General features: G+C 66.7%; 28 protein-coding genes and 1 riboswitch. Of the genes, 11 read left to right on the top strand and 17 right to left on the bottom strand.

Translation table 11 applies throughout. The features are described from left to right. Positions 1-301: 301 nt before the first annotated feature. From ACYVHH_RS03395 to ACYVHH_RS03410, 4 genes are all read right to left on the bottom strand, one after another. Positions 302-1,288: a hypothetical protein gene (locus tag ACYVHH_RS03395; protein WP_460563640.1), complete on the bottom strand. Its 987-nt coding sequence runs from the start codon at positions 1,286-1,288 to the stop codon at positions 302-304. A 277-nt stretch (positions 1,289-1,565) separates the two neighbouring features. After that, entirely contained in the window at positions 1,566-1,991 is a 426-nt protein-coding gene (locus tag ACYVHH_RS03400) for an ankyrin repeat domain-containing protein (RefSeq protein WP_460563641.1), read from the bottom strand. After that, the gene (dbpA, locus tag ACYVHH_RS03405; protein ID WP_460563643.1) at positions 1,988-3,412 is read right to left on the bottom strand and encodes an ATP-dependent RNA helicase DbpA; all 1,425 of its coding nucleotides are present in this window, start codon (positions 3,410-3,412) and stop codon (positions 1,988-1,990) included. The genes ACYVHH_RS03400 and dbpA overlap by 4 nt, the downstream gene beginning before the upstream one ends. Positions 3,413-3,448: 36 nt before the next feature. Continuing rightward, positions 3,449-4,099, bottom strand: a complete 651-nt coding sequence (locus ACYVHH_RS03410; RefSeq protein WP_460563644.1) for a LysE/ArgO family amino acid transporter — start codon at positions 4,097-4,099, stop codon at positions 3,449-3,451. A gap of 73 nt (positions 4,100-4,172) precedes the next feature. Here ACYVHH_RS03410 and ACYVHH_RS03415 point away from each other — a divergent pair, with 73 nt between their 5' ends. The 5 genes from ACYVHH_RS03415 (at position 4,173) to ACYVHH_RS03435 (ending at position 7,259) form a co-directional block, all read left to right on the top strand. Then, on the top strand, positions 4,173-5,069 hold the full coding sequence (locus ACYVHH_RS03415; RefSeq protein ID WP_460563645.1) for a LysR family transcriptional regulator ArgP: 897 nt from the start codon (positions 4,173-4,175) through the stop codon (positions 5,067-5,069). A gap of 99 nt (positions 5,070-5,168) precedes the next feature. Then, on the top strand, positions 5,169-6,062 hold the full coding sequence (locus ACYVHH_RS03420) for a dienelactone hydrolase family protein (protein WP_460563646.1): 894 nt from the start codon (positions 5,169-5,171) through the stop codon (positions 6,060-6,062). A 14-nt stretch (positions 6,063-6,076) separates the two neighbouring features. After that, entirely contained in the window at positions 6,077-6,694 is a 618-nt protein-coding gene (locus ACYVHH_RS03425; RefSeq protein WP_460563647.1) for an FMN-binding negative transcriptional regulator, read from the top strand. 62 nt (positions 6,695-6,756) lie between these two features. Continuing rightward, positions 6,757-6,999 carry a type II toxin-antitoxin system Phd/YefM family antitoxin gene (locus ACYVHH_RS03430; RefSeq protein ID WP_460563648.1) on the top strand — a complete coding sequence of 81 codons (243 nt, stop codon included), beginning with the start codon at positions 6,757-6,759 and terminating at the stop codon, positions 6,997-6,999. After that, complete coding sequence (locus ACYVHH_RS03435) at positions 6,996-7,259, top strand: Txe/YoeB family addiction module toxin (RefSeq protein ID WP_460563649.1); 264 nt, start codon at positions 6,996-6,998, stop codon at positions 7,257-7,259. The genes ACYVHH_RS03430 and ACYVHH_RS03435 overlap by 4 nt, the downstream gene beginning before the upstream one ends. A gap of 31 nt (positions 7,260-7,290) precedes the next feature. Here ACYVHH_RS03435 and ACYVHH_RS03440 read toward each other — a convergent pair whose 3' ends face one another. Beyond that, positions 7,291-8,115 (bottom strand): AraC family transcriptional regulator, encoded by an 825-nt coding sequence (locus ACYVHH_RS03440; RefSeq protein WP_460563650.1) that lies wholly within the window; start codon positions 8,113-8,115, stop codon positions 7,291-7,293. A gap of 89 nt (positions 8,116-8,204) precedes the next feature. On the opposite strand from ACYVHH_RS03440, the gene ACYVHH_RS03445 reads away from it, so the two are divergent. Then, positions 8,205-9,044 carry a phytanoyl-CoA dioxygenase family protein gene (locus ACYVHH_RS03445; RefSeq protein WP_460563651.1) on the top strand — a complete coding sequence of 280 codons (840 nt, stop codon included), beginning with the start codon at positions 8,205-8,207 and terminating at the stop codon, positions 9,042-9,044. A gap of 20 nt (positions 9,045-9,064) precedes the next feature. On the opposite strand, the gene ACYVHH_RS03450 is transcribed toward ACYVHH_RS03445, so the two are convergent. The 8 genes from ACYVHH_RS03450 to ACYVHH_RS03485 are packed head-to-tail and all read right to left on the bottom strand — an operon-like array spanning position 9,065 to position 16,447. Beyond that, the gene (locus ACYVHH_RS03450) at positions 9,065-10,609 is read right to left on the bottom strand and encodes a UxaA family hydrolase (RefSeq protein ID WP_460563652.1); all 1,545 of its coding nucleotides are present in this window, start codon (positions 10,607-10,609) and stop codon (positions 9,065-9,067) included. Continuing rightward, positions 10,606-11,529, bottom strand: a complete 924-nt coding sequence (locus ACYVHH_RS03455) for a ribokinase (protein WP_460563654.1) — start codon at positions 11,527-11,529, stop codon at positions 10,606-10,608. Before ACYVHH_RS03455 ends, ACYVHH_RS03450 begins: the two co-directional genes overlap by 4 nt. Positions 11,530-11,549: 20 nt before the next feature. Beyond that, complete coding sequence (locus ACYVHH_RS03460) at positions 11,550-12,845, bottom strand: TRAP transporter large permease (RefSeq protein ID WP_460563655.1); 1,296 nt, start codon at positions 12,843-12,845, stop codon at positions 11,550-11,552. Then, on the bottom strand, positions 12,842-13,309 hold the full coding sequence (locus ACYVHH_RS03465) for a TRAP transporter small permease (protein WP_460563657.1): 468 nt from the start codon (positions 13,307-13,309) through the stop codon (positions 12,842-12,844). Before ACYVHH_RS03465 ends, ACYVHH_RS03460 begins: the two co-directional genes overlap by 4 nt. Positions 13,310-13,315: 6 nt before the next feature. Beyond that, positions 13,316-14,323, bottom strand: coding sequence for a sialic acid TRAP transporter substrate-binding protein SiaP (locus tag ACYVHH_RS03470; protein ID WP_460563658.1), 1,008 nt, complete (start codon positions 14,321-14,323; stop codon positions 13,316-13,318). A gap of 41 nt (positions 14,324-14,364) precedes the next feature. Then, on the bottom strand, positions 14,365-15,288 hold the full coding sequence (locus tag ACYVHH_RS03475) for a dihydrodipicolinate synthase family protein (RefSeq protein ID WP_460563659.1): 924 nt from the start codon (positions 15,286-15,288) through the stop codon (positions 14,365-14,367). Further along, positions 15,285-16,004, bottom strand: a complete 720-nt coding sequence (locus tag ACYVHH_RS03480; protein ID WP_460563661.1) for a GntR family transcriptional regulator — start codon at positions 16,002-16,004, stop codon at positions 15,285-15,287. Before ACYVHH_RS03480 ends, ACYVHH_RS03475 begins: the two co-directional genes overlap by 4 nt. Then, complete coding sequence (locus tag ACYVHH_RS03485; RefSeq protein WP_460563663.1) at positions 16,001-16,447, bottom strand: RbsD/FucU family protein; 447 nt, start codon at positions 16,445-16,447, stop codon at positions 16,001-16,003. The genes ACYVHH_RS03480 and ACYVHH_RS03485 overlap by 4 nt, the downstream gene beginning before the upstream one ends. A gap of 76 nt (positions 16,448-16,523) precedes the next feature. Here ACYVHH_RS03485 and ACYVHH_RS03490 point away from each other — a divergent pair, with 76 nt between their 5' ends. From ACYVHH_RS03490 to ACYVHH_RS03500, 3 genes are read left to right on the top strand one after another with little or no spacing between them, the layout of a single operon-like run. Continuing rightward, positions 16,524-17,528 carry an aldo/keto reductase gene (locus ACYVHH_RS03490; protein WP_460563664.1) on the top strand — a complete coding sequence of 335 codons (1,005 nt, stop codon included), beginning with the start codon at positions 16,524-16,526 and terminating at the stop codon, positions 17,526-17,528. Then, a complete protein-coding gene (locus tag ACYVHH_RS03495) occupies positions 17,525-18,382 on the top strand; it encodes an amidohydrolase family protein (protein ID WP_460563665.1) in 858 nt (285 codons plus the stop codon). Before ACYVHH_RS03490 ends, ACYVHH_RS03495 begins: the two co-directional genes overlap by 4 nt. A 12-nt stretch (positions 18,383-18,394) precedes the next feature. Beyond that, positions 18,395-19,588, top strand: a complete 1,194-nt coding sequence (locus ACYVHH_RS03500; protein ID WP_460563666.1) for a fumarylacetoacetate hydrolase family protein — start codon at positions 18,395-18,397, stop codon at positions 19,586-19,588. Positions 19,589-19,591: 3 nt separating this feature from the next. Here ACYVHH_RS03500 and ypfH read toward each other — a convergent pair whose 3' ends face one another. Together ypfH and ACYVHH_RS03510 are read right to left on the bottom strand one after the other, a co-directional pair. Next, a complete protein-coding gene (gene ypfH, locus ACYVHH_RS03505) occupies positions 19,592-20,212 on the bottom strand; it encodes an esterase (protein ID WP_460563667.1) in 621 nt (206 codons plus the stop codon). After that, positions 20,209-20,451: a DUF1653 domain-containing protein gene (locus tag ACYVHH_RS03510; RefSeq protein WP_460563668.1), complete on the bottom strand. Its 243-nt coding sequence runs from the start codon at positions 20,449-20,451 to the stop codon at positions 20,209-20,211. The genes ypfH and ACYVHH_RS03510 overlap by 4 nt, the downstream gene beginning before the upstream one ends. A 124-nt stretch (positions 20,452-20,575) precedes the next feature. Between ACYVHH_RS03510 and ACYVHH_RS03515 the strand changes: the two genes are divergently transcribed. Next, a complete protein-coding gene (locus ACYVHH_RS03515) occupies positions 20,576-20,872 on the top strand; it encodes a SemiSWEET family sugar transporter (RefSeq protein ID WP_460563669.1) in 297 nt (98 codons plus the stop codon). 2 nt (positions 20,873-20,874) lie between these two features. Further along, positions 20,875-20,969: riboswitch (cyclic di-GMP riboswitch) on the top strand. 216 nt (positions 20,970-21,185) lie between these two features. Next, a complete protein-coding gene (locus ACYVHH_RS03520) occupies positions 21,186-21,491 on the top strand; it encodes a hypothetical protein (RefSeq protein ID WP_460563670.1) in 306 nt (101 codons plus the stop codon). A 5-nt stretch (positions 21,492-21,496) separates the two neighbouring features. Here the strand turns inward: ACYVHH_RS03520 and ACYVHH_RS03525 are convergent, their stop codons facing one another. Together ACYVHH_RS03525 and ACYVHH_RS03530 are read right to left on the bottom strand one after the other, a co-directional pair. Beyond that, positions 21,497-22,123, bottom strand: a complete 627-nt coding sequence (locus ACYVHH_RS03525) for an HAD family hydrolase (protein ID WP_460563671.1) — start codon at positions 22,121-22,123, stop codon at positions 21,497-21,499. Positions 22,124-22,140: 17 nt separating this feature from the next. Then, positions 22,141-23,193, bottom strand: a complete 1,053-nt coding sequence (locus ACYVHH_RS03530; RefSeq protein WP_460563672.1) for an ABC transporter ATP-binding protein — start codon at positions 23,191-23,193, stop codon at positions 22,141-22,143. Between the last annotated feature and the right edge of the window lie 35 nt (positions 23,194-23,228).

The following is a 23,228-nucleotide window of genomic DNA, read 5'->3' on the forward strand; positions in this document are numbered from 1 at the left end:
GCGAAGATTACGTTCGCGGAGGGGACGTTCTCCTGGGGCACTGAATACCGGTTTGGCGGTCTACAGTATTGCCGGGAGCATCAGGTGGTGTTTCGTTAAAGGGGCGTTATCAGCCGGAAACGGACTATGCGGGTTACTGAGCTAACGGCGGCTTCAGGCTGGGGGCGGACGGTCAGGTTGGGCCCGCATATTGACGGAGATCGCCAATACCTGACATTGGGCAACGCTCACCTTGAGCGAGTGGGGTCGGCCGGGAACAGACATCACGAGCAAACGGGCCTACTGTTGGTTCCTGTGGCGCTCAGGCCTCGCCGAGTGATGTTCGATCAGCCCCTAGCCCCAATTTCCCTCGTAGGAGCGCCTTCGTCACATTAAACACCGCGTCGAACGCCTCACCCAGCTCTGCTTCGTCTGCCGCGCCGGTGTGGACGAGCTGTCCCCGAAGGTCGTACGCTCGTACCACGTTACGCGCTATCTGTTTTCGATCTGCGGGCAGCCCAGGGCCCGTAAGGACCAACTCGCGCACTCTTCGCCGAATAGAAGTCTCTTTGCGGAAATCCAGTTCTCTCCTCAGCGACTCAAGTGCGAAGTTCTCCTCTTCGTCATGGCATTGAGAGAGCCGCGCGTCGATGTCTGCAGTCAATTGCGATAACAACTGCACTGCGGAAGTGTGTTTTGGAATCTCTGGTGCAAGCACTTCCAGAACCATCATGAGCGTGAGCAGCCGTGCTCTTTGCGACGTCTCAAAGAACTGACCGAGGTACAGCGAGATTGCGGTCTGTAGTTTAGGATCGTCAATGTCAGACAAGTCCGCTGCGTGGATGCCTTCTACGATCGTGGAGTGGACCTTATCGAAGGGGGATGACACTGTCGCGGTGATGTCGCCAAGGCCCAAGAATCTGATGTTTTCATCTGTGCGGAAGATGGCGTAGCCGGCCTCGTCAGCAAGTCCGTGAACAGGCGAGTCGTCCGGCAAGCCGAAATTCCTAGCAACGTTCTTCCCGGCTTGCACTGGATCGTCGGCGAACGTGATCTCGCAATGCCGGAATTCTGGGATGAACGCTACGTGGTGCACGAGGGCCATGCTCCAGAGCCCTGCCTTCACGCGCGGCAAGAAACTCGTCGCCTCAGTCTCACTGGCGAATCCGGAAACCCGGATGATCAGGTGGCGGTGTCGCAATTGGAAGACCGCAGGCAGCCCGGCGATCTGTGTTGCAACCGGTTGGTCAATACCGGCGATCGGCGACTGCCCAAGTGTCTTCACCGATACACGCAGCGTGTAGGTCATTATTCTGGCCCGAAGTTTTACCCGTGCCATGGTAGCGTCGAGAAAACAGGCGGACAGCCTGCGGGGCGGAGGATGACCGTTTCCGACCCGCCGCCGTCATTCGCTCGTCTATGGTCCGCATGGGTCAGTGACAGCATTGGCGCCGAAACCGGGAATATGACGTCCACCGGCGCCCGACCGCTATCGCTGCAAAGCGGTCCGTCCCTCAAAGCTGTTGATTGGCTACAACGGGTCGAAAGCTACCTTTCAAACCCATCAACCACTGCCATAGCCCCCCTCACCTCACCCCCGCCTTCCGAATCCTCTCCCAATCCTTCAGCGTCTGCTGCAAGCGGTTCTTCTGGTTCGGGTGGCCGTTGGCGAACGTTTTCACCAACCGTTCCTTGAGTTCTGCATTGGGCAGCGGTGCCGCCAGGGCCTTGAGCTGGTCTATCAGCAGCATCACCGTCTGAAAACTCCCGGACTGCACCGCCAGAGCCAGCATGCCCTGCCCGTCGGGCGTTTCGCTCAGCACGTTGGCGCCCTGGGCGATCATGTGTTTCACCAAGCCGTCTTTGCCGTGCGCGCAGGCCCAGTGCAGGGGCACCAGGCCGTTGCCTGCCGGGGCGCAAAAGTCGTTGCCGGGGTACAAGAGTTCGGGCGCCAGGGGCCAGCCCGACGCCTTCACCATCTGCTGCAGCTTCCAGTCCGCCGCCGCCGTCACAGGCGCCTCGCTTTCACGGTCTTGCCCTTCACCTTGCCCGCGTTCAGCCCGCGCAGGGCCTGGTCGGCCACGCTGCGTTCTACGGCCACGTAGGTAGAAAACTCGTTCACGTTGATCTTGCCGATCTGCTCGCCCTTTAGGCCCAGGTCTTTGGTCAGCGCGCCCAGCACGTCGCCTGCGCGGATCTTTTCCTTGCGGCCACCCACGATCTGCAGCGTGACCATGGGCGGGTGCAGCGGTTCGGCGTCGGCGGGCTCGGTCAGCTCGCTCAAGGGGTGCCACACGCTTTCGCTGCCTTGCATCTGTTCAATGCGGCCCACGCTGCCCATTTCGTCCATGGTGGCCAGGCTGAAGGCCCAGCCGTCGCCATCCGCGCGGCCGGTGCGGCCTATGCGGTGGGTGTGCACTTCGGGGTCGGGGGTGATGTCCACGTTGATGACGGCTACAAGCTGGGCAATGTCCAGCCCGCGCGCGGCAACGTCGGTAGCCACCAGTACGCTGCAGCTGCGGTTGGCGAATTGCACCAGCACCTGGTCGCGTTCGCGCTGGTCCAGATCGCCGTGGAGTTCCAGCGCCACGATGCCTTGCGCCTGCAGCACGGCCACCAGATCGCGGCAGCGCTGCTTGGTGTTGCAGAACGCCAAGGTGCTGGCCGGGCGGAAGTGGTTGAGCAGCAGGCCCACGGCGTGCAGGCGGGCGGTTTCGTCCACCTTGTAAAAGCGCTGGCGTATCTTGCTGGCGGCGTGGCCTTCGGTCAGCTTCACTTCCTTGGGCTCGCGCATGAAGCGCCCTGCCAGCTTGGCCACGCCGTCGGGGTAGGTGGCCGAGAACAGCAGCGTCTGCCGCTCTTTGGGGCAGGCCTGAATCACCTTGGCCATGTCTTCGGCAAAGCCCATGTCCAGCATGCGGTCGGCTTCGTCCAGCACCAGGGTGTTCAGCGCGTCCAGCGTCAGGTTCTGGCGCGCAAGGTGGTCCAGCACGCGTCCGGGCGTGCCCACCACAATGTGCGCGCCGTGGCCCAGGCTGGCCACCTGGTTGCGCAGCGGCACGCCGCCGCACAGGGTCAGGGTCTTGATGTTGTCTTCGGCACGGGCCAGGCGGCGTATCTCTTGCGTGACCTGTTCGGCCAGCTCGCGAGTGGGGCACAGCACCAGGGCCTGCACGGCAAAGCGGCGCGGGTTGAGGTTTTGCAGCAGCGGCAGGGTGAAGGCGGCGGTCTTGCCGCTGCCGGTCTTGGCCTGGGCAATCAGGTCTTGCCCGGCCAGCGAAAGCGGCAGGCTGGCGGCCTGGATGGGCGTCATGGACACATAGCCCAGCTGCTGCAGGTTGGCCTGCATGGCGGGGGGCAGTGGCAGGCGGGTAAAAGACTGGGCTTGGGCGGCTTTGGCGGCGGATTCGCCGTCGGGGGCAGTTTGGGTCATGCGTGATTGTCCGCTTTCTGCGCCCGCCCCGCTGGTTCAGAGCCCCACCAGCACGTGGCGCGCCAGCAGCGCGGCCAGCACCCACATGGTCAGGCCGATGAGGCCGTCCAGCACCTGCCAGGCGCGGGGCCGAGCGAACCACGGGGCCAGCCACCGCGCGCCAAAGCCCAGCAGGCTGAACCACAGCATGCTGGCCGAACTGGCCCCGGCTACGAACCAGCCTTGCAGCGGCGTGGGCTGCTGCGCGCCTATGCTGCCCACCAGCAGCACCGTGTCCAGGTACACGTGCGGGTTGAGCAGGGTGAATGCGGCAGCCTGGGCCAGCGCCGCGCCACGGCGCAAGCCTTCGCCCCCTTCGGCGGCCTGCAACTGGCCCGCGTGCCGCACCCGCAACAGGGCCTTCCAGCCGTACCAGGCCAGGAACACGGCCCCGGCCAGTGCCAGCGCTCGGGCCATGTTCGGGCGGTCGCCCAGGGCCTGGGCCATGCCAAACACACCTGCGGTGATGAGCACCGCGTCGGCCACGCCGCAGAACAGCACCACGCTGCCCACGTGTTCGCGGCGCAGGCCCTGGCGCAACACAAAGGCGTTTTGCGCCCCAATGGCCACGATGAGGCCGAAGCTCAGGGCCAAGCCCTGCATGTAAACGGGCCATGCGGCCCCGGTGGTGGAAACAACTTCGTTCATGCCAAGAGCTTGCGGCCTGCGGTAAATGAAGGCAAGCTATATTTGCTTGTGTAAATTAAGAATGGCTAATTAAATGCTGGACTACGCTTCGCTCCAAGCCCTGGCCGCCGTGGTGCGCGAAGGCAGTTTTGAACGCGCCGCGCGCACGCTGAACGTGACGCCATCGGCCGTGTCGCAGCGCATTCGTCTGCTGGAAGAGCGCATGGGCTGCGCCCTGGTGGTGCGGGGCCAGCCTTGCGAGGCCACGGACACGGGCCGCAGGCTGTGCCAGCACGTGGACAGGGTGCGCCTGCTGGAACACGAGCTGCGTGGCGATTTACCCGCGTTGGCGCCAGACGAACAGGCCTGGGTGAGCGTGCCGGTGGCGGTGAACGCCGACAGCCTGGCCACCTGGTTCACTGGGGCCATGACCGCGTTTGCCGCCCAGGCGCCCGTGCTGCTGCAACTGGCCGTGGACGACGAGGGCCACACCGCAGAGTGGCTGCGCAGTGGTGCGGTGCTGGCGGCGGTTACATCTGTAGAGCAACCGGCGGCGGGCTGCAACAGCCGGCCCTTGGGGGCGATGCGTTACGTGGCGGCGGCCAGCCCGGCGTTTGTGGCGCGCCATTTTGCGCAAGGGGTGAGCGCCAGCACCCTGGCCGCCGCCCCCAGCCTGTTGTTCAGCGCCAAGGACGAACTGCAGCACCGCTGGGTGAGCCGCCTGTGCGGCCGCCATGTGGAGCTGCCCCGGCACACGCTGCCGTCGTCACAAGGTTTTGTGGTGGCGGGGCTGGCGGGCATGGGCTGGGGCCTGCACCCGCTGGGCCTGGTGGCAGGGCACCTGGCCAGCGGCGCCTTGGTGGAGCTGGTGCCCAATGCCCCGCTGGATGTGCCCCTGTACTGGCAGCAGGCCAGGGCTGCGTCAACGTTGCTGGACGCCCTGACGCAATCGGTGCTGCGCGTGGCGCGTACCGAACTGTTGCAGCCCTGAGGCGCGGGCGGGCAAGTCCCCCCTGTAGAACAGGTCATTGATCAGGGTTTCAAATGCAGCATTTACGGCCCTTGTTCCCTGACCCTTGAAGGAGCTGACATGCCCACTCGACTGACCGCCCAGGATTTCGACCAGGAACTGTTGATTCTTTTTGACGCTTACGTGCACGGTGACCTGGACCGGCGCGGCTTTTTGCGGCAGGCCCAGCGCTTTGCGAAGGCGGGCGTCACGGCAGCTGGGTTGCTGGCCGCGTTGAGCCCCAACTTTGCGGCCGGTCAGCAGGTGCGGCCGGACGACAACCGGCTCAAGACCGAAATGGTGACCATTCCCTCACCGGCAGGCTACGGCACCATCAAGGCCTACCTGGCGCGGCCCGCGTCGGCGGGCAACGCCAAGCTGCCCATGGTGCTCGTCATCCACGAGAACCGGGGGCTCAACCCGCACATCGAGGACATTGCCCGCCGCCTGGCGCTGGACGGCTTCATGGCGCTGGCCCCCGACGCGCTGACCCCGCTGGGCGGCTACCCAGGCGATGAAGACAAGGCCCGTGCCGAATTCGCCAAGCTGGACCAGGCCAAGACGCGCGAGGACTTTCTGGCCAGCGCCGCCTGGCTGCGCGCCCGTGCCGACGGCAACAACAAGATGGGTGCGGTGGGCTTTTGCTACGGCGGCGGCGTGGTGCACTGGCTGGCCACGCGCCTGCCCGATTTGCAGGCCGCCGTGCCCTTCTACGGCAACAGCCCGGCACCCGAAGAGGCAGCCAAGGTGAAGGCGCCGCTGCTGGTGCACCTGGCGGCGGTGGACGAACGCATCAACGCCGCGTGGCCTGCCTACGAGGCCGCGCTCAAGGCCGCAGGCGTGCCCTTCACCATGCACCAGTACCCCGGCACGCAACACGGCTTCAACAACGATACCACCCCGCGTTACGATGCCGCTGCGGCCCAGCTGGCGTGGGCGCGCACACTGGAGTTCTTCAAAACCCGCCTGGCCTGACGCGACCCACCAAGATGTACCTGCCCGCCCACTTCGCCGAGACCCGCCCCGAGGAACTGCACCGCGTCATCCGCGAACACCCCTTGGGCATGCTGGTCACACCCGGCGAGGCGGGCATGGACGCCGACCACATTCCCTTCGAGTTCGACCCCGGTGCGGGCGCACACGGCGTGCTCACCGCCCACGTGGCGCGGGCCAACCCGCTGTGGCAGCGCTGCCCCACGGGCACGCAGGTGATGGTGGTGTTCCGAGGTGCGCAGGCCTACATTTCGCCCAGCTGGTACCCCAGCAAACACGAAGCGCACCGCCAGGTGCCCACGTGGAACTACGAAGCGGTGCATGTGCACGGCACGCTCACCGTGCGCGACGACGAGCGCTTTGTGCGTGGCCTGGTGGCGCGCCTGACGCGGCGGCACGAGGCCGCCGAGCCCCAACCGTGGAAGATGGGCGACGCCCCGCCCGATTACATCGACAGCATGCTGCGCAACATCGTCGGCATTGAAATTGCCGTGACCACGATGACGGGCAAGTCCAAGCTGAGTCAGAACAAGGAAGAGCGCGACCGCCTGGGTGCGGCGGATGCGCTGGCCGCGCGGGGGCAGGGGGAGATGGCTGATTTGATGCGGCGATAGGGCAGCGAGGCCAACTTGACGAGACGTACATAAAAGCGTACGCTTTGGGCCAGGAGTTCAACATGCCCGCACTTACCGCAAGCGAAGCCCGCGCCAACCTCTACCGCCTCATGGATCAGGCTGCGGAGTCGCACCAGCCCATTGTCATCGCAGGCAAGCGCCACGATGCCGTGCTTGTTTCGGCGGAAGACTGGCAGGCTATTCAGGAAACGCTTCACCTGCTTTCGGTGCCGGGCATGCGCGAGTCGATCAAGGAGGGCATGGCCGAGCCGGTGGACGCCTGCGCCAAGGAGCTTGACTGGTGAGTTGGCAAATCGTCTATGCCAAGCACGCACAAAAAGACGCGCAGAAGTTGGCCGCAAGCGGCCTGAAGGCCAGGGCCTCGGAGTTGCTTGCCGTCTTGAAGGAAAACCCGTTCCAGAACCCGCCGCCCTACGAAAAACTGGTGGGCGATCTTTCGGGCGCCTATTCGCGGCGGATCAACATCCAGCACCGTCTGGTTTACGAAGTGCTGCACGAGCAAAAGACCATCAAGGTTCTTCGGATGTGGTCGCACTACGAATAGTTTGAGTGCCAGCACAGCAGGAAAGTTGTACTCACTTGGCATCAGCTGCCGGGGGATGTGGCATCTTCACCGGTTTGCCTAGGTGCGTGTGCAGGTACTCCTGCGGCGTCATACCCATGTGGCGGCGGAACATGGCGATGAAGGCCGAGGGGGTGACGTAGCCCAGTTCGATCGCCGCGTCCTTGACGGGGTGGCCCGCTTCGAGCAACGCGATGCCGCGCAGCACCTTCAGGCGTTGGCGCCAGTCGTTGAACGTCATGCCCAGGTCGCGCAGGCAGCGCCGCGCCAGCGTGCGCTCGGTGGTGTGCACCCTGGCGGCCCAGGTGGCCAGCGGGGCCATGTCCCAAGGGCGCTGCTGCAGTTCGTCCAGCACCTGCCGCAGCTGCGGGTCGGTGGACGCGGGCAGGAAGCTGTCCAGATGCGGCGCTGCGGTCAGCTCGTCCAGCAACACGTCGAACAGGCGCTGCTGCGCCGGGGTGGCAGGGTGCTCCACCGCATCGTCGCGCAGGCGCGTAAGGATGGCGTCCATCAGCGGGCTGACCGCCACAGTGCAAGGCTGGGTGGGCAAGGCCGCGCAGAGCTGGTCTTCCAGGTACAGGGTGGCGTAGCTGGCCGCACGCTGGTTGCTGGCGCTGTGTTCCATGCCGGGCGGAATCCACACCCCGTACTGCGGCGGCGCCAGGAAGACGCGCCCGGCCATGGTGATTTCCAGCACCCCGCTCAAGGCCTGCACGAACTGCCCGCCGTTGTGCCGCCCCGGCGGGTAGGCGCTGCCAGCGGCCAGGTGCACCACCAGAAAGCGGGCGGGTTGGGTGAGGGTTTGTGCCTCGGGGCGCAACTGGCGGGCCGGGGGCATTTTGTCCACCTTGTCCTATGGTTTGTCTGTTTTGGCGTATTCAAGCCAATGCTGCCACAACAGAATGGTGCCTACAAGGAGACGAAACCATGCCCACCCTTTCCCCTGCTCCCCAAGACCTGCAAGCCCTGGTGTCGCCCGAATTGGTGGACGCTTTCGAGGCAGATGGCGTGGTCTGCCTGCGCGGCGTGTTGCGCCAGGCCGAGGTAGACCGCCTGCGCCAAGGCATAGACGACAACCTGCGCCAGCCCAGCCCCCGCGCCAAGGTGGCCAGCCGGGCGGACGACCCGGGCCTGTTCATCGAGGACTTTTGCAACTGGCAGGAAAACGCGGCTTACCGGGAGGTGATCGAGCAGTCGGCGTTGGCGGCGGTGGCTGCCCGCCTGACGCGCAGCGAGCAAATTCGCCTGTACCACGACCACATGCTCACCAAGGAAGCGGGCACCCTGCAGCGCACGCCCTGGCATCAGGACCAGCCCTACTACAACGTGGAAGGCGGCCAGAACGTGAGCTTCTGGATACCGGTGGACCCGGTGTCGCGCCCGGCCACGCTGGAGTTTGTGGCGGGTTCGCACAAAGGGCCGTGGCTGATGCCGCGTACCTTCATGACCAACGAGGCCAAGTGGTTCCCCGAAGGCAGCCTGGCGGACTTGCCCGACATCGAGGCCGACCGTTCGCGCCACCGCATTCTGGGCTGGGCGCTGGAACCTGGTGATGCCGTGGCCTTCAACATGCTCACGCTGCATGCGTCGGCAGGTGTGGAGCCGGGGCGCAGGCGGCGGGTGTTTTCGGTGCGCATGCTGGGCGACGACATGCGCCACGCGCCGCGCCGCTGGAAAACCTCACCCGACTTCCCCGGCCTGGCTGAGGAGTTGCCGCCCGGCGCGCCCCTGAACCACCCGCTTTTCCCGGTGCTGTGGCCGCGTTAGGCGGAGCAGGGGGAAGCGGCTCAGGTCACCGTGCCCAGCGCCCAGGGCACGAACTCGTTCTGGCCGTAGCCGTGCAGTTCGCTGCGCGTGCGTTCGCCTGAGGCCACCGCCAGCATCTGCGCAAAGATGCGCTCACCCACGGCGGCCACGGTGTCGTGGCCGTCCACGATGCCGCCGCAGTCGATGTCGATGTCGTCGGACTGGCGCTGCCACAACGCGCTGTTGGTGCCCAGCTTGAGCGAGGGCGTGGGCGCGCAGCCGTAGGCCGAGCCACGCCCGGTGGTGAAGCAGATGAGGTTGGCGCCGCCCGCCACCTGGCCGGTGGCGGATACGGGGTCGTAGCCGGGCGTATCCATGAAGACGAAGCCGCTGCTGCGCACTGGCTCGGCGTATTCGTACACGGCCATGAGCGGGGAGGTGCCACCCTTGGCAATGCCGCCCAGGGACTTTTCGAGCACCGTGGTGAGCCCGCCCGCCTTGTTGCCTGCTGAAGGGTTGTTGTCCATGGCGGCGCCGTGGCGCGCGCAGTGCGCTTCCCACCAGCGTATGCGGTCCACCAGCTTCTGGCCCACTTCGGGCGTGCTTGCGCGCCGGGTGAGCAGGTGTTCGGCGCCGTAGATTTCGGGCGTTTCCGACAGGATGGCCGTGCCGCCGTGGCGCACCAGCAGGTCCACTGCTGCGCCCAGGGCGGGATTGGCCGAGATGCCGGAATACCCGTCGGACCCGCCGCACTGCAGACCCACCACCAGATGGCTGGCGGGCACGGGCTGGCGCTGCACGGCGTTGGCCTGGGGCAGCAAGGCGCGCACCTGTTCCACGCCGCGCGCCACAGCTTTGGCGGTGCCGCCCGCGTCCTGGATGTTGAAGCTCTTCAGCCGGGCGCCGCTGGCGTTGCCCGCCAGCCCTTCGCTTTCGATCCACTGGTCGATCTGGTTGGTCTCGCAACCCAGGCCCACCACCAGCACCGCGGCAAAGTTGGCGTGCCGTGCGTAGCCTGCCAGCGTGCGGCGCAGCACGGCCAGCCCTTCGCCGCGCGCGTCAATGGCGCAGCCTTCGCCATGGGTCAGCGCCACCACGCCATCCACTTGCGAGTAGCCGCGCAGCGCCTCGGGGTGGATGTCGCGCCGGAAATGGTCGGCAATGGCGCGTGCAACGGTGGCCGAACAGTTCACCGAGGTGAGCACGCCGATGTAGTTGCGCGTGGCCACGCGCCCGTCGGCTCGCACGATGCCCATGAAGGTGGCAGGCTGGGCCAACGGCTCCAGCGCCCGCGCCCCTTGGCTGAAGGCGTAGTCGCGCGTGAAGTCGCCCACCGCCAGGTTGTGCGTGTGCACGTGCTGGCCTGCCGCAATAGGCTGCGTGGCAAAGCCGATGACCTGCCCGTAGCGCCGCACCGGCTGGCCGCTGGCCAGCGTGCGCACCGCCACTTTGTGCCCTGGCGGCACCAGGCCAGCCACCACCACACCTTCGTCTGGCAAGACGGTGCCGCCCATCAACTGGCGGCGGGCGATGACGACGTCGTCGTCCGGGTGCAGGCGGATGACGGGGGACAGCGCAGCGTTCATGAATGGGATTCCTGCAAGAAGGCTGCCACGTCGGCGTGGCTGGGCATGCCCGCGATGGCTCCACTGGCCTGTACTGACAGTGCGGCGGCAGCGTTGGCCCAGGGCACCGCCTGTTCCAGCGGCTCGCCACGTGCCAGTGCGGCGGCCAGCGCGCCGTTGAAGGTGTCGCCTGCGCCGATGGTGTCGCGCACGGGCATTTGGTGGCCGGGCACCGTGTGAACCGGCTGGCCGGGACGGTATAGCGCCACGCCGTGTGAACCCAGGGTGACCAGCACGGCGCGCACGCCCTGGTTCAGCAGGGCCTGTGCGGCGGCAGCGGGGTTGCCCTGCACGCCCGCCAGCGTGGCCAGTTCGGTTTCGTTGGGGGTGAGCAGGTCCACCAGGCCCGCCAGCTCCGCCGGAAAGGGGCGGGCCGGGGCGGGGTTGAGTACCGTGGTGGCGCCAGCCGCGCGCGCCAGCGCAAAGGCCTCCCGCGTGGCGGGCAGCGGCACTTCAAACGTGGCCATCACCACCTTGCACGCGGCCAGCGCGCTGGCGGCTGAGCGCACCTGTGCCTGGTCCAACCCCGAGTTGGCACCGGGGCTCACCACAATGCTGTTGTCGCCGTCCGGGTACACCAGAATCAGCGCAACGCCGCTGGCCTCACGCTCGTCTTGCACCACGGCGCTTGTGTCTATGCCTTCGCGTTGCCACAGGTCCAGGCCCATGCGGCCAAATTCGTCTTGCCCGGTGCGGGCCACAATGGCCACGCGCGCACCCTGCCGCGCTGCCGCCACCGAGGCGTTGCTGCCCTTGCCGCCCGGCCCCACCGAAAAGCCGTGCCCTTGCAGGGTTTCGCCGCGCAAGGGCGCGCGCTCGGCGTGCGATGTCAGGTCGGCGTTCCAGCTGGCTATGGACACGACGTCAGGGGCAGCGGTCATCGGTGTCTCCGTGGTGGGCGTCACAGCCCGTAACCCATGGACTGCGGCAGCCACAGCACGATCTGCGGGAACAGCGTCATGGCCAGCACCAGCCCCAGCAGCATGGCCAGGAACAGCCAGCCTTCGCGCAGCATGTCCTTGATGGGAATGCGCGTGAGCGCGTTGGTGACGAACAGCAGCATGCCAAACGGCGGGGTGATGAGGCCCACCATCATGTTGACGACGATGAGCACGCCAAAGTGCACCAGGTCCACGCCCACGGCCTTGACGGCGGGCAGCAGCATGGGCACGAAGACCAGCAGCATCACTGCGGTGTCCAGGAAGCAGCCCAGCACCAGGAACACCACGTTCACCATCAGCAGGAAGGCCACTTGGCTCAGGTCGAGGTGCGCCACCCATTGCGCCAGCGCCTGCGGCACGCCCTCGGCGGTGAAGGCGTAGTTGAGCATGAAGGCGCCAGCGATGATGAGTGTGATGATGGCGCTGGAGCGCGTGGACTCCACAAACACCCCGCCCAGCGTGCGCCAGCTCAAGGCGCGGTAGACGAGACCGGCCAGCACCAGCGCGTGCAAGGCCGCCACGGCGGCGGCTTCGGTGGGTGTGAAGGCGCCGCTGTAGATGCCGCCCAGCAGCACAACGGGCAGTGACAGCGGAAGCGCGCCGCGCCACACCACGGCAGGCCATTCCTTCAGGGGAACAGGTTTGTCCCTGGGCATGTTGCGGCGCGTGGCAATGATGTGAACCGCGATCATCAGCAGCAGGGCCATCAGCAGCCCGGGCAGTACGCCACCCAGGAACAGCGCCCCTACCGAGGTGCCGGAGACCAGGGCGTAGATGACCAGGGGGATGGACGGCGGAATGATCGGGCCGATGGTGGCGCTGGAAACGGTGATCGCCCCGGCGAAACCGGGGGTGTAGCCCTTGTGTTTCTGCATTTCCCGAATCATCACCAGGCCTGGGCCTGCGGCGTCGGCAATGGCGCTGCCGCTCATGCCGGAGAACACCAGGCTGACCATCACATTGACTTGTGCCAGCCCGCCGCGCAGGCGCCCGACCAGCAGCCGGCAGAAATCAAAGATCCGCTCGCTCACCGTGCCAGCGTTCATGATGTTGGCCGCCAGGATGAACAGCGGCACGGCCAGCAGCACGTAGCTGTTGTACATGCCGTTGAGCACCTGTTCGGCCGCCAGTCCCATGTCTTGCCGGGTGGCAGCCAGGTAGGCCACGCCGCTGAGCAGCATGGTGAAACCGATGGGTGCGCGCAGCAGCATGCCTGCGCACAGCACGCCCAGCAGGGTCCAGAGTCCCAGGGTCATTCTTCTTCTCCGTGTCCGCGCAGGGCGCACCAGGCCAGCCAGCCGTAGCGGACCACCACCGCTGCAAGCATCACCACAAAGGGCAGGAACACCCACATGAAGGGCAGGCCCAGCACGGGCGTGCCTTCGCGTTGCATGAACTGCACGTAGTCCCAGCTGCCGGGCAGTGCCATGGCCGCCAGAACGGCGATCAGCGCGCTGCCCAGCACCCGCATGGCGCGCCGCACGTGCGGGCCCACACTTTGGTAGACGAGATCGAACACCACGTGCTCACGCGGCTTGACCATGAAAGCGCTGGCCCAAAGGATCACCCAGATGTAGAGGATCACGGCCAGTTCGTCGGTCCAGGGCAGGGGGCGACCGAAGCCGAAGCGGGCCGTGATCTGCACCAGGAACACCAGGAACAGGCACGTGAAGAGCGCGCCGCCGATGCCATCGGCGGCTCTTTGCAGCCAGCGTTGCATGCGCGTTTACTTCGTGTTGTTGATGCGCTCGAGCAGCCCCTTCGGCCACGCCTTGGCGATGTCCGATTGCGCATACGCGGCCTGCACCGACTTGCGGAAGGCGTCCACGTCGGGGGTGCTGACCTGCAGGCCCTGCTGCTTGAAGAAGTCCACGATCTGGGCTTCTTCCTTGATGCGGTTCTCGTTGTTGTAAACGGCAGCGGCGCGGGCGGCGGCCTTCACCTTGTCGCGCTGTGCGGGCGTCATGGCGTTCCAGCTCTTGTTGGAGATGGCGATGAAGATGCCGTCCACCAGGTGGTTGGTCAGCACCAGCTGCTTGGTCACTTCGTAGAACTTGGCGGCGCGCACGGTGGGCAGCGGGTTGTCCTGGCCGTCAATGGTGCCGGTCTTCAGGCCCAGGTACACCTCACCAAAGGCCAGCGGTGTAGCGGTGGCGCCCAGTGCTTCACCCAGGAACAGCCATTCCTTTGAGCCGGGCATGCGCAGCTTCACGCCTTTCAGGTCGGCCGGGGTCTTGACGTTGCGCGCCTCGCGCAGGTTCACCTGGCGCGTGCCCAGGTAGATGGGCGACAGCACGGTCACGTCCATCTTCTCGGAAACGAGCTTGTACAGCTCTTCGCCAATGGGGCCGTTGAAGACCTTCTGCTGGTGGTCCGGGTCGCGGATGATGTAGCCCGCCGTGAAGATGGAGAACTCGGGCACCAGCTTGGCGATGTCGAACGCCGAGATGGACGACAGCTCCAGGTTGCCACGCGCCATGGCAGCGGGCTCGGTGCCCTGCTTGAACAGCGCGGCGTTGAGGTTGATCTGCACGTCGAACTCGCCGGGCGCGCTCTTGTCCAGCGAGTCCTTGAACACCGTCCACATCTTGCCGTGCCAGTCGTCGGCCACGGCGGGGGTGGAAATGCGCAGCGGGATCTTGCTCTGTGCCTGCGCGGGCAGGGCCACGGCGCCCAGCAGGGCGGTGGCGGCGGTGGCGGCCAGCAGGCCGCGGCGGAAGAGGGAAGTGGTCATGGCTGTCTCCTGTTTGTTGGCGTGGGGGAAAAAATCAAAGCTCAATCATGGGCTGGATCAAGACCAAGCGCCAGCAGGCGCTGGTGCAGTTCGGCCTGTTCGCTGCCGGCCAGGGCCACCAGCGGCGGGCGCACCCGCAGCCAGCTTGCCTGGCCATCGCGTTCGGCCATCACACCCTTGAGCGCGGGCATGAGCGAAAAACCTTCAAAGATGGCCAGCAGGTCTTTCACACGTTGCTGGTCGCGTGCGGCGGTGGGGGCGTCGGGCTGGGTGACCAGGCGGTGCACCAGCCGGGGCACGAAGTTGGCCAGGCCGCTGATGGCGCCAGTGCTGCCCAGGCGGCCCAGGGTCTGCAGGTCGGGCTCGAAACCCACGTACACCGTCAGCGGCGGCATGAAGGCGTTGGCCAGCCCTACGGAATGGGCCTGGTCGCAGGCGCTGTCCTTGATGCCTGCGATGGTGTCGGGGTAGAGCTTGAGCAGCGTGGCAATGACGTTGTGCGACAGGCCCACGCCCACCACCTGGGGGATGTGGTACAGGTACAGGCGCAGGCGCGGGTTGGCGACGCGGTCGATGACCCAGCGGTAGGCGTCGATGATGCCCTGGTCGGACACGCCCTTGAAGAAGAAGGGCGGCAGCACCAGGCAGCCATGCACGCCCAACTCCACCGCATGGCGCGTCAGGGCCACCGTTTCCGACGGCGCGGCGCAGCTGGTGGAGACCATCAGTCGGCTGGCGGGCACGCCGCGCGCCACCAGTGCCTCCACGGCGGCCATGCGCTCGGCCATGGAGAACGAAGGGCCTTCGCCCGTGGTGCCAAAGGCGGTCACGCCGCCGCAGCCTGCGTCCAGCAGCTTCAGGGCGTGGGCGGCAAAGGCGTCGTGGTCAATGTCCAGCGACTCGGTCAGGGGGGTAAGCATCGCGGGCCAGATGCCGCGAAACGCGTTTTGGTGGGCAGGGGTCATTCGGATTTTTCCAGTTGCTCTGAAGACCACGGCAGCGGCGGGCGTGGCAGCCCCAGCACGCGGCGGCGGGCGCTTTCGATGTGGTGCGTCAGTCGTTCGGCGACGGCGGCGGCGTCGCGCCGCCGCATGGCTTCGATGAACCACAGGTGCTCCTCCATGGCGGCCAGCAGGATGTCGGCCGACAGGCTGGAGCTTTCGAACTTGATGAGGCGCACCCGCAAGCTGTTGATGCGGTAGGCCTCCGAGATGAGGTCGTTGCCCATCGCGTCGATCATGTGCTCGTGCAGGCCCCAGTCCACCTGGGTGGCTTCGGCCAGCAGGGCTTCGTCGATGGGGCCGCTGCGCGCGCGGCGCACGATGGAGAGGTGTTCGGCCTCGATGCTTTCCAGCTCGGCGTCGCTGGCCTGGGTGGTGAAGCGCACGGCGGCTTCGCGTTCCAGCAGCAGGCGCAGCTCAAACGCGTTCTTGATGAGCTTGACGTCCACGTTGGCCACTTGCAAGCCGCGCTGCGGCACGGTGTGCAGCAGACCTTCAGCCTCCAGGCGCGGAATGAGTTCGCGCACCGCACCCAGCGGCATGCCGAGCAGCTGCATCAGTTCCCGCTGCGAAATGAACTGCCCCGGGCGAATGTGCGCCTGCATGATCTGCTGGCGGAAGTTTTCATAGGCCTGCGCACGCAGGCTGGGCGCGCGCTGTGCGGGTGTGGTAGTGCTCATGCCTGTTCCTCCAGCCACACGCCCTTGCGCAGCAGCAGGTTGCCGTAGGGGCGCTGCTCGCCTGAGCGCAGGATCACGAAAGCCCTGGCCGCCGCTTCGTAGAAGGCGTGCCGCTCCACGGGCACTGGGGCGGCCAGCCCAGCGGCCTGCAACTGCTGCGTGAATGCCTGCACCGGCGGGGGCACTGCCTGCGGGTTGCCCACCACCGCCATGCAGCGTGCCGGGTCGGGTTCAAAGTCGTCCACCGGCAGCAGTGCCAGCACCGCGCGCAGCACTGCGGGGGCGTCGGCGCCGGGCAGTTCCACCAGGCGCGCACCACCCTGCGCCGCCACACGCGCCGACGGGAAGTTGGCGTCCACGATGGCCACGTCATCACCATGCCCCATGCTGGCCAGGGCGTGCAGCGCATCAGGGGTGAGCAGTGGGGGCAGGTGCTTGAGCATGGCTAGGGTTTGTACTGGTTTCAGACTGACATGTTAGTTAGAAAATAACTGACAGTTCACTGGTGGAAACCCTGAGATGCCTTTTTCTTTCGTGAGCCAGATGGCTGGCGGCCTGCGCGTGGGCCTGGGCGGTGCCGCGCTGGGCAACCTGTTCGCGCCTGTGGCCGATGCCGACGCCCGCACCCTGTTGCAAGCCGCCTGGGACGACGGATGCCGCAGCTTCGACACGGCGCCGCATTACGGCCACGGTTTGTCGGAGCGCCGCCTGGGCGATGCTCTGCGCCCGCACCCACGTGACGGCTGGTGCCTTTCCAGCAAGGTGGGCCGCCTGCTCACCCCCTGCCAGAACGTGCCGCGCGAACAGCACGCTTATGTGGATGGCCTGCCCTTTGTGCAGCACTGGGACTACAGCGCCGCAGGCACGCGCCGTAGCGTGGAAGACAGCCTGCAGCGCCTGGGCCTGGCCCGGTTGGACTTGGCCTATGTGCACGACATGGACGCCGCCACACACGGTGAACGCGCGCCGCAGGTGCTGCGCCAGGTGCTGGAGGAAACCCTGCCCACCTTGCGTGCCTTGCAACGCGAAGGCCTGGTGGGCGCCGTTGGCTTGGGGGTGAACGACCATGCCGTGGTGCTGGAAGTGCTGCGCCACGCCGACCTGGACGCCCTGTTGCTGGCTGGCCGCTACACCCTGCTGGACCACGCCGCCCTGCCCGCGTTGCTGCCCGAGTGCCAGCGCCGGGGCGTGCGGCTGGCGCTGGGCGGGCTGTTCAACTCCGGCCTGCTGGCGCGCGGTACGCGGCAGGGCCCGGCCACCTTCAATTACGTGCCCGCCGCCAGCGCCTGGGTGGAGCGCACAGCGCGCATCGAAGCGGTGTGCGACGCCCATGGTGTGCCCTTGCGTGCTGCCGCCCTGCAGTTTGCCCAGGCCCACCCCGCCGTGGACCTGCTGGTGCTGGGCGCCCGCCACGTGGACGAGTGGCGCGACGGCCTGGCCATGCTGCGCCGCCCCATCCCCGCCGCCTTCTGGGAAGACTTGCGCCGCCAAGGTCTGCTGCCCGATGCAGCACCCACACCATGACGAACACGCCCGCCCCCGTCATCGATGCCCACTTCCACGCCTGGCAGCTCAGCCGTGGCGACTACGGCTGGCTCACTCCCGCGTTGGCCCCCATCTACCGTGACGTAGCCGTGCCCGACTGGCGTGCTCAAAGCCAGCCGCACGGTGTGAGCGCCGCCGTGCTGGTGCAGGCCGCGCCCACCGAGGCCGAGACCGCCTTCCTTCTGGCGCAGGCCGACGCGCACCCCGAAGTCCTGGGTGTGGTGGGCTGGGTGGACTGGCTGGCGCCTGACGCCCCAGACCGCATCCACACCCTGGCCCGCCACCCCAAGCTCAAGGGCCTGCGCCCCATGCTGCAAGACATTGCCGACCCCGACTGGATCCTGCAGCCTGCGCTTGATGCCTGCCTGCACGCCATGGCCGATGCCGGGTTGGTGTTCGACGCCCTGGTCAAGCCGGTACACCAGCCCCGCCTGCTGGAACTTGCGCGGCGCCACCCAGGCCTGAAGGTGGTGATTGACCACGCAGCCAAACCCGATATTGCCCAGGGCCAGTGGCAGCCTTGGGCTGATGGCATGGCGCAACTGGCACAGGAGACGCCGTTTGCCTGCAAGCTCTCGGGCTTGCTCACCGAATGTGGCCCTAACCCCGCGCCCCATGCTGCCCGCCGTTGGGCGCGGCACGTGATCGACGTTTTCGGCCCGAGCCGAGTGATATGGGGTAGCGACTGGCCCGTGCTGGAGTTGGCCGCCACCTACGCCAGCTGGTGGCAGGAGACCCAGACCCTTCTGTCGCCACTGGCCCCGGCCGAACGCGATGCCATTCTGGGCGCCAACGCCGCCCGTGTGTACCAACTTTCCACCCCCCGACCCTGAACCCTGCAAGCCATGAGCCAAACCCACCCCAGCGTCAGCGAACGCCTTGCCCATTCCCTGCCCCAAGACCACGAACGCGCCACCCTGCTCGGGCGGCTGTGGCTGCCCGGCACCGGTGCCCTGCCCGTGACCCTGCACCAGGGCCAGTTGCTGGACTTGTCGCCCCTGGCCCCCACCAGCAGCCAGTTGCTGGAGCTGGACAACCCCGCCCGGGCCATTGCACAGGCGGTGGCAAGCGGCGGTTTGCGCGCCGTGGCGCGAATGGATGCCGCGCTGGCCAACAGCGACGAGGACCACCGCAACCCCGCCCTGCCCTGGCTGCTGGCCCCGTGCGACCTGCAGGTGGTCAAGGCCAGCGGTGTCACCTTCGTGGCCAGCATGCTGGAACGGGTGATAGAAGAGCAAGCGCGCGGCGACGCCAGCCGCGCCGACGGTATCCGCCGCGAGCTGTTCGCCATCCTGGGTGACAACCTGGGCGCCATCGTGCCCGGCTCCGCCGAGGCGGCCGAGGTCAAGCGCGTGTTGCTGGCCCGCGGCGCCTGGTCGCAGTACCTGGAAGTGGGCATCGGGCCCGACGCCGAGATCTTCACCAAGGCCCCGGTGCTGTCGGCCGTGGGCAGCGGCGCGCACGTGGGCGTGCACCCGGGCTCCGACTGGAACAACCCCGAACCCGAAATCGTGCTGGCCGTGAACAGCCGTGGCCAGACGTTGGGCGCGGCCCTGGGCAACGACGTGAACCTGCGCGACTTCGAAGGCCGCAGTGCCTTGCTGCTGGGCAAGGCCAAGGACAACAACGGCTCCTGCGCCATCGGGCCCTTCATCCGCCTGTTCGACACACACTTTGGCATTGACGACGTGCGCCACTGCACCCTGACGCTGGAGGTGGACGGCCCCGAAGGCTTCAACTGGCGCGGCTCGGGAAACATGGGCACCATCAGCCGCGACCCGCTGGACCTGGTGGGCCAGGCCATCAACGCCAACCACCAGTACCCCGACGGTTTCATGCTCTTCCTTGGCACCATGATCGCGCCCACGCAAGACCGGCGCGGCGCGGGCCAGGGCTTCACGCACGAGGTGGGCGACCGCGTGTGCGTTTCCACCCCGCGCCTGGGCACGCTGGTCAACCGCGTGCGCCCCTCGTGCGACGTGGCGCCGTGGACTTACGGCATTGCCGCACTGATGCGGCAGTTGCGCGCAGCCGCCTGAACGTTACGCCTGCAGGCGCGTAACCATGTGGCCAAAAGCCGTGGCGTCGATGCCGTGGCCCAGTCCGGGCACGCTGTCGTGCGTCACCTGGCTGCCCAGTGCCTTGAGCGCCTGCGCTGCTTCCTGGCTGAAGCGCGGGGAAATCACGTTGTCCTGGTCGCCATGGATGAGGTGCACCGTCAAACCCGCAGGCGCTAGGCGTGGGGCGGTGGCAAAGCGCCCGGCGAAGGCCACCACCCGGTGAGCTGGCAAGGTGGCCTGCTGGGTGGATTCCAGCGCCATGATGGCGCCCTGCGAAAAACCCACCAGCGTGGTTTGAGCGGGCTCCACGCCTGCCTTTTGCTGCCATTCGCCAACGGTGGAAATGAACAGCGGCATGGCCTGCGCAATGCGGGCGGGCCGCCCCTCTTCCGTCACGCCAATCACCGAGAACCACTGCCTTCCTGCGCCCAGGTCCGACGCATGTGGGCCGTCCACGCTTACCACCATCGCCCCGGGGAACTGCCGGGCAATGCCCTGCCCAACGGGCAGCAGGTCGTGCGCGTTGGAGCCCACGCCGTGGAACAGCAGAAACAAATGGCTGGCGCCAGCGGCGGGCTGCTGGATGACGATGCTGCTGCTCATGACTGCTCCTCAAAACGCCGGACGGGGCCCTGCGTGGTGTCCACCATCTCGTCGAAAGCCGCGGCAGGGCGCATCCAGGTCAGCGCCGCGCCGTCGCCTTGCAGGGGGCGGTAGAGAATGCCCGTTTCCAGGGTGGCCTCGATCAGGCAGGCGCCCGTCACTTCGTACAAGCCCCCCTTGTAGTGGCGCAGGCGGCGGCCGGGCTGCAAATGGGGTGGAACGTGGATGCTGGGTGTCATGCGTTGTTGGTTCGATGCCTAAAACAAGGGCCTGGGGCTTTTGTGGAATTCCCGGAAAAGGTATATTTTCCAGGGTTTACCCTGGCGTGTCTGGGGCAAACGTATCACCCACCTAGCTCCACCTATGGCTACCTTCTCGCCCGAATGGGTCGGCATGATCGCCGCCGTGTTGACCACCGCCAGCTTTTTGCCGCAGGTGTGGTTGACCTACAAGACCCGCAATGTCTCGGGCATCTCCCTGGGCATGTACAGCGTGTTCACGGCAGGGGTGGCTCTGTGGCTGGTTTATGGTCTCTACCTGGAATCTTGGCCGGTGATCCTGGCCAACTTTGTCACCCTGACGCTGGCGCTCCTCATTCTGGGCATGCGCCTGAAGTACGGCAAGCGCCAACAACATTGCCCGGGGTCGGCCTCCCGCTAGAATCGCCGCCTTGGCACACCTGAGCGAAAGCCAGGGCCGCAAAGCCTCCGGTCTGCATCCCGTTCGCCTGGCGGGACACGATAGCGGGGTTGCCCGTCAGACACCTCACTCTGACGGCCACTGTTCCGGCAGTTCCGCCGGGACGGTCTTCGCGTCGATACCGGCTCCACCGGGTGCTGCCACGGCTGTTAGATTGGCCCCCCATTTTGTGCAATCCGGTGTTTTTGATACGACGCATGCCCTTCATCGCCCCCTTGTGTTTCCCTGAACCTTGGTTCGCCCAGGCTAAGCAGCCTGGCGCGGAGCCTGCTCGATGAATGTCGAACTGACCCGCGAGGGCTGGCAGGCCGTGTGGGCCTGGGTGCAACGCAGGGCCCTGCATCCGGAGCGTCAAGACGAGACCGAATGGCGCAGGCATGCTCAACGGTGCCTGAACTTGGCTGCTGAGGGGGAGCCTGCGGGAGTCAGCATGGGGGGGCGGGTGTCCAGCAGCGGCCAACTGGAGGTGATCCGCCTGAAGCCGCATTGGTACCGCGTTTCCAGCCGCTGGGCGAAGACCGAGCCAAGCCCGAGCAGGCCCGACCCGACAGCCGACTTGCTGGCGGATTTCCTAGCCTAGCCAGCCTACACCAGCCCGTGTGCCGCCAGCTCCGCACGGCATTGCGCCGGGTCGCGGAAGTGCACCGCGTGCCAGCCGTGGGCGTGCGCGGTGTCGATGTTGGGCCGCGAATCGTCAATGAACAATGTGCCCGGTCCGCTCGCGCCGAAGCGTGCGTCGGCGCTCTTGAAAATCGGGCGCTCGGGTTTGATCTGGTTCACATGCGCCGAGAAGATGCCGTCGCGGAAGCGGTCAAAGAAGGCGTTGCCCTGGACCAGGATGTCGGCATACGGCGCGGGCATGTTCGACAGGAAGTACAGCGGCACACCCTTGCGGTGCAGCGTGTCGATCAGGTCCACCGTTTCGCTCATGGGGGTGAGGTGCGGCGGAATGCCTTCGATGACGGTGTGCACCTCGTCCTCGGTCAGCCCGGTGCGCTGCGCAATGCGGCTGGCCAGCGCAGGCGGTTCGATCTGCCCCAGGTCGAACAGCGCCCAGTCGCTTTCCGGGTGGAAGGTCTGGAAAATTTCGCCTGCCCAGTGGCGGGCCTGTTCCTCGTTCTGAATGCGCTGCGGCAGCAGCTGCCCCAGCACCACCAGCGGCTGCCAGTTGAAGACGACGCCGCCCAGGTCGAATACCACGCGTTGAATCATGAGTTTTTCCTTGTCTTTCAGATGCTGACCACGGACACGCCGTGACCGTCGAGTGCCAGGCCCACAGTGTCACCCAGCTGCCAGGCGCGGTGCACGTCGGAGCTGATCACGAAAATCGGGCCCAAGGCCGTGTCCACCGTGAGTTCCTGGTGGCTGCCCAGGTAGGCCTGTTTGGTGAGCGTGCCGTTGAGTGTGCCTTCGGCGGGCGCGGTGGCCTGCCAGGCTTCCGGGCGAATGGCCACCTTGACTGCACCCGCCGCGCATCGGTGCCGTGGCATCAGCGCCAGCGGGCCGACCTGCACCTGCCCGTCGGGCAACGAGTTGCCGTCGTAGAGCATGGCCTCGCCCATGAAGCCCGCCACAAAGGTGCTGCGCGGGCGCTCGTACAGTTCTTGCGGTGTGCCCGCCTGGGCGATGTTGCCGCCGTCCATCACGATGATCTGGTCGCTCACGGCCAGGGCCTCGCTCTGGTCGTGCGTCACGTAGGCCACGGTCAGGCCCAGGCGCTGTTGCAGGCTGCGAATTTCCTCGCGCATGCTGCGGCGCAGCCGCGCGTCCAGGTTGGACAGGGGCTCGTCGAACAGCAGCACCGCCGGTTCGATGACCAGCGCGCGGGCCACGGCCACGCGCTGCTGTTGGCCGCCGGACAGCTCGCTGGGGTAACGCTGGTCCATGCCGGACAGGCCGACCGTGGCCAGGGCTGCGCGGGCGCGGTCTTCGGTCTCGCGGGCCGATGCGCGGCCCACGCTCAGGCCGTAGCCCACGTTCTGCAGCACTGTCATGTGCGGGAACAGCGCATAGTTCTGGAACACCATGCTCACGTTGCGGTCGGCCGGGCCCAGCGTGGTCACGTCGCGTCCGTCGATCAGGATCTGCCCGCTGCTGGGGGTTTCCAGCCCCGCGATCATGCGCAGCGTGGTCGTCTTGCCGCAGCCCGAGGGGCCGAGGATGGTGGTGAGCGTGCCGCGCGGGACGCAAAAATCGATGCCGCGCACCACCAGGGGCGACGCTGCGTCGCCATAGCGTTTGGTCACGTTGCGGAATTCGATGCCGTAGGTATTCGTGGTCATGTCAGGCTCCAGGAAAGCGGTCGTGTCAAGGTGGC

Source organism: Hydrogenophaga aquatica, from assembly GCF_054780915.1.